The sequence below is a fragment of the Streptomyces aureus genome (genome assembly GCF_001418135.1).
GTDB lineage: Bacteria > Actinomycetota > Actinomycetes > Streptomycetales > Streptomycetaceae > Streptomyces > Streptomyces aureus_A.
In genome coordinates this window covers 1-4886 of the sequence record NZ_LIPQ01000354.1, presented here as the reverse complement: position 1 = coordinate 4886, position 4886 = coordinate 1, and the positions used below count along the sequence as shown (strand labels likewise).

The window sequence follows — 4886 nt, the reverse complement described above, 5'->3', positions numbered from 1 at the left end:
TCGCCACCGCGGTGGCGAGGAGCTGACGGAGGAACTGGCGGCCCGCGTGGGCCGCGACCCCCGGGCCGACCTCTGCCCCCGGCCGGCCGCGGGCATGGCGCTCGCCGCCCGCGCCCCCGAAGCACGGGCCCCTGGCGCGCGAAAAGAAAGGTGGGCCGGGTCCGCGTGACGCGGATCCGGCCCACCCGGGGGCTCGGTGAAGGACGGGTCGGTCAGCCCAGGGCCAGCCAGGCGACGGCCGCCAGGACGACGATCACCGCGACCACGCCGACGATCAGGCCGACCTTCGGGCCGCCCGACGCGGCCGCGACCTGCGGCTGCCGCTGCTGCGGGGCGCCCTCGTCGACGAAGGCGCGGAACATCTGCGTGTTGCCGGCGGGGTCGTAGGAGCCCTCGGGGCCCTGGCCCTGGCCGTACGGTGCTTGGGGGTTGTGTGCCATGGGTCAGGACCCTAGCGAAGTACGGGTGAGGGGCCCAAGCCCCGTACCCCCACCTCTGCGGAACCGTCCGCGACCCACACCTCCGCTCCACCTTTGCCTATTCTTTAGCGCCGTTTGACCGATTTAGTTTGCCTGGAGCAACCATCGATCTCTATGGTTGCCCTAAGCAACAACATCTGTGGAGTGCCCGATGGACGACTCGATGGACAGCTCGACGGACCGGGGCAACCGCTACGAGAACCTCGCCCGCCAGGTGAGCGCCATCGGAGCGGTGAAGCGCGGACTCGCGCGGGTCCTGCCCGCCGAGTGCCCCAGCGGATCCGCCATCGTCCTCGCCCTGCTCAACCACCACGGCGACATGCGGATGGGCCGGGTGTCCGAGCTGATGGCCGTCGACATGTCGGTCAGCAGCCGTCACGTGGCCCACACCGTGGACCGCGGCTGGGTCGAGCGTCTGCCCGACCCCGCCGACCGGCGCTCCCGGATCCTGCACCTGACCCGGGCGGGCGAAGACATGCTCGCCGTCCTCGACCGACGGCTGACCGACATGCTCGCCCGCAACCTCGCGGAGTGGTCCGACGACGACGTCGAACTGCTCACCGACCTGCTCGCCCGCCTCCGCGACTCCTTCGGGGACTGCCGGGCCCACCACGCTTGAGAACGAAGGAAGTTGATGGCTACGACCACCACACCAGAGACCGGTGTGAGCGGCGGGAGCGCCAAGCAGGGGGACACCGCCTCCGGCGGCGCCCCGATGACGCACAAGCAGATCATGGAGGCGCTGTCCGGGCTGCTGCTCGGCATGTTCGTCGCCATCCTGTCCTCGACGATCGTCTCCAACGCCCTCCCCCAGATCATCACCGACCTCGGGGGCGGCCAGTCCGCCTACACCTGGGTGGTCACCGCAGCACTCCTCTCGATGACCGCGACCACCCCGCTCTGGGGCAAGCTCGCGGACCTCTTCTCCAAGAAGCTGCTCGTCCAGATAGCCCTGGTCATCTATGTGGCGGGCTCGGTCGTCGCCGGCCTCTCGCAGAGCACCGGCATGCTCATCGCCTGCCGTGTCGTGCAGGGCATCGGCGTCGGCGGTCTGACCGCCCTCTCCCAGATCATCCTGGCCGCGATGATCGCCCCGCGTGAGCGCGGCCGGTACAGCGGCTACCTCGGCGCGACCTTCGCCGTCGCCACCGTCGGCGGCCCGCTGCTCGGCGGTGTCATCACCGACACCGACTGGCTCGGCTGGCGCTGGTGCTTCTACGTGGGCGTACCCTTCGCGATCATCGCGCTGATCGTCCTGCAGAAGACCCTCAAGCTCCCCGTCGTGAAGCGCAAGGTCAAGGTCGACTGGGCCGGCGCCTTCTTCATCAGCGCCGCGGTCTCCCTGCTGCTCATCTGGGTCACCTTCGCGGGCGACAAGTACGACTGGATGTCCTGGCAGACGGCCGTGATGGTGCTCGGCGCGATCGCGCTCGGCGGGATCTTCCTGCTCGTCGAGTCGAAGGCGAGCGAGCCGATCATCCCGCTCCGCCTCTTCCGCAACCGCACGATCACCCTCGCCTCGCTCGCCTCGCTCTTCGTGGGTGTCGCGATGTTCGCCGGCACGGTCTTCTTCAGCCAGTACTTCCAGCTGGCGCGGAACGAGTCGCCGACGATGTCCGGCGTCCTCACCATCCCGATGATCGCGGGCCTCTTCGTCTCCTCCACCGTCTCGGGTCTGGTCATCACCAAGACGGGCAGGTGGAAGGCGTGGCTGGTCAGCGGCGGCGCCCTCGCCGCGGGCGGTCTCGGCCTGCTCGGCACGATCCGCTACGACACGGCGTACTGGCACATCGCGCTGTTCATGGCGGTCCTCGGCCTCGGCCTCGGCATGATGATGCAGAACCTGGTGCTCTGCACCCAGAACCAGGTGGCCCCCGCCGACCTCGGCGCCGCCTCCTCCGTCGTCACCTTCTTCCGCTCCCTGGGCGGCGCGATCGGTGTCTCGGCGCTCGGCGCGGTCATGGCCCACCGGGTCACGAGCTACGTCAAGGAGGGCCTGGCCGAGCTCGGTCCGAAGGCCGCGGGCGCCATGGGCAACGGCGGCACGGGCGGCGGCATCCCCGACATGGACAAGCTGCCGGCCCCGATCCGCACGGTCATGGAGGACGCGTACGGACACGGTGTCGCCGATGTCTTCCTCTACTCGGCGCCGTTCGCGCTGCTGGCCTTCGTGGTGACGCTCTTCATCAAGGAAGTCGCCCTGAAGAGCAGCTCGGTGAAGGGCGACGAGAAGGCGGTGGCCGCGGAGGCCTAGAGAGACTCCCGGCCGCGCTTCGAGCGGAGGCGCGGCCGGGTCGAACGGAGCGGCGGGCAGGGGACGGCCCGCCGCTCCGTCATGTCCCGGTCTCAGAGGTGCCGGTACCCCGGGCCTCGGTTTCACGGGAAACCATCGTCTCGATGCCGGCGACCAGGACGTCCAGGGCATAGGCGAAGTCGCGGTCCCAGATCTGGGAGACGCTGCCGTGCGAGGCCCGCTCGTCCAGGATCTCCGCCATGGGTTCGATGGCCTCCACGAAGCCCGGGTTGTCGCGGAAGGCCTTGACGGACTCCCCGTAGAAGTCGTCCTGCGACATCCCGGCCTCCGCCGCGCGCCGCCCGAACTGGGACTCGATCGTCCCGTAGCCGTACACGAACTGGAAGACCGCCGACGTCGCACTGGGCTGACGGTCGATCGGCAGGCCGGTGCCGCCGATCGCCTCCTGGATCCTGGTTGCGACGGCGATCGCGTGCGGGCCGATGTTCAGGTACTGGCCGGCGCTCGGCGACATCCACGGGTGGCGGACCAGCATCCGGCGGTACTCCAGGGCGAGCACCCGGATCATGTCCCGCCAGCCGTCGGCGGCCTCGACCGCCGCGAGGTCGAACTCGCCGTACACGCTGTCCATGGCGAACTCGATGATGTCGTCCTTGGTGTCCACGTACCAGTACAGGGACATCGCGGTGACGTTCAGCTCGGCCGCGAGCTTGCGCATCGACAGCCCGGCCAGGCCCTCCTCGTCGAGCATCCGGATCGCGGCGGCGACGATCCGGTCCCGGTCGAGACCGGCCGGCCCGCCGCCGCTCCGTGGCGTCCGGGTCTCCAGCCAGACGCTGGAACGCGCCGGGTTCTTGGCCCGGTCGGCTGCCTTGACCATCGCGTTCCTCCGTCTGTCAGTTCTCCGTGACCATGCTAGGCAGCGATCGACTGCTCGGGCGGCAGGGCCTTCTCCGTCCGCTCGGCCCGCCGGAGCAGGGCCGCCGCCACCAGACCGCCGGCGAAGACGGCGATCGCGCCGACCAGCTGGCTGGTCTGGAGGCCGGAGGCGAAGGCGTCCGAGATCTCCCGCCGCTCGGCCTCGCCGCCGGCGGCCGCCAGGGCGGCCGGGAGGGAGGTCGCGGTGACGGCGACGAGGGCGGCGAAGCGCGCGTTGAGGACGGCGCCGAGGACGGCGACACCGAGGCCGTTGCCGAACTCGGCGAGGGTGCCGTTGATCCCGGCGCCCACACCCGCCTTCTCCGGCGGGATCGAGCTCATGATCGCGTTGGCCATGGCCGGGGAGGAGACGGCGATGCCGCCGCCCATCAGGACGAGGCCGAGGAGCATGCCCGCGTAGCTGCCGTCGGTGCCGCCGCCGAGCAGCGAGATCGAGGTCAGACCGCCGGCGACCAGCGTCATGCCGAGGACGACGGTCGGCGGGGTGCCCAGCTTCATGACGATCTTCGGGCCGATGCCGGTCAGGTTGAGACCGACGATCGTCAGCGCGAGCGGCGCCATCCGCAGACCGGCCTCCAGCGGCTCGTAGCCGAGCACGAACTGCAGGTGCTGGGTGAGCAGGAAGAGCGAGCCGCCCATGCCGAAGACGACCAGGATCGAACCGCCGATGGCGCCGATGAACTTCTGGTTCCGGAAGAAGTGCATGTCGAGCATCGGGTACGGGGTGTGCAGCTCCCACAGCGCGAACGCGCCGAGACCGAGCAGCCCGATCGCGGCCGGGACCAGCACCTGGGCGGAGACCCAGCCGTGCTCGGGGCCGCTGATGATCGCGTACACGACGGCGGTCATGCCGATGGTGGAGAGCAGCGCGCCGAGCAGGTCGGGCCGCTCGCCCTGCGGGTTCTTGGACTCCGGTACGAGCTTCAGGACGGCGACCAGGGCCACGACCGCGACCGGGATGTTGATCAGGAAGATCATTCCCCACCAGAAGTGGTTCAGGATCACGCCGCCGATCAGCGGCCCGCCGGCGAAGCCGAGGGAGGCGACGGTGGACCAGAGCGCGATGGCCTTCACCCGCTCCGAGTCGTCGAAGATCTGCATGACGACGGCGAGGGTGGTGGTCATGAGCAGCGCGCCGCCGGACTCGCCGACTCGACCACGCAGCTGATCGCCGCCCGCGCGGGCATGGGCGTCGGCGGCGCGCTGCTCATGAC

At 70.2% G+C, this 4886-nt stretch carries 5 protein-coding genes; 2 read left to right on the top strand and 3 right to left on the bottom strand.

Annotated elements, in window-relative coordinates:
* Window positions 1-212 precede the first annotated feature (212 nt).
* Window positions 213-440, bottom strand: coding sequence for a hypothetical protein (locus tag AOK00_RS26920; protein ID WP_055602853.1), 228 nt, complete (start codon window positions 438-440; stop codon window positions 213-215).
* 190 nt (window positions 441-630) lie between these two features.
* On the opposite strand from AOK00_RS26920, the gene AOK00_RS26915 reads away from it, so the two are divergent.
* Window positions 631-1098, top strand: coding sequence for a MarR family winged helix-turn-helix transcriptional regulator (locus tag AOK00_RS26915; protein WP_254047514.1), 468 nt, complete (start codon window positions 631-633; stop codon window positions 1096-1098).
* Between the two features lie 15 nt (window positions 1099-1113).
* Entirely contained in the window at window positions 1114-2733 is a 1620-nt protein-coding gene (locus tag AOK00_RS26910) for an MDR family MFS transporter (protein ID WP_055602852.1), read from the top strand.
* A gap of 79 nt (window positions 2734-2812) precedes the next feature.
* On the opposite strand, the gene AOK00_RS26905 is transcribed toward AOK00_RS26910, so the two are convergent.
* Together AOK00_RS26905 and AOK00_RS26900 are read right to left on the bottom strand one after the other, a co-directional pair.
* A complete protein-coding gene (locus AOK00_RS26905) occupies window positions 2813-3613 on the bottom strand; it encodes a TetR/AcrR family transcriptional regulator (protein ID WP_055602851.1) in 801 nt (266 codons plus the stop codon).
* 35 nt (window positions 3614-3648) lie between these two features.
* A partial coding sequence (locus AOK00_RS26900; protein WP_055602850.1) for an MFS transporter occupies window positions 3649-4886 on the bottom strand: 1238 nt, incomplete at its 5' end.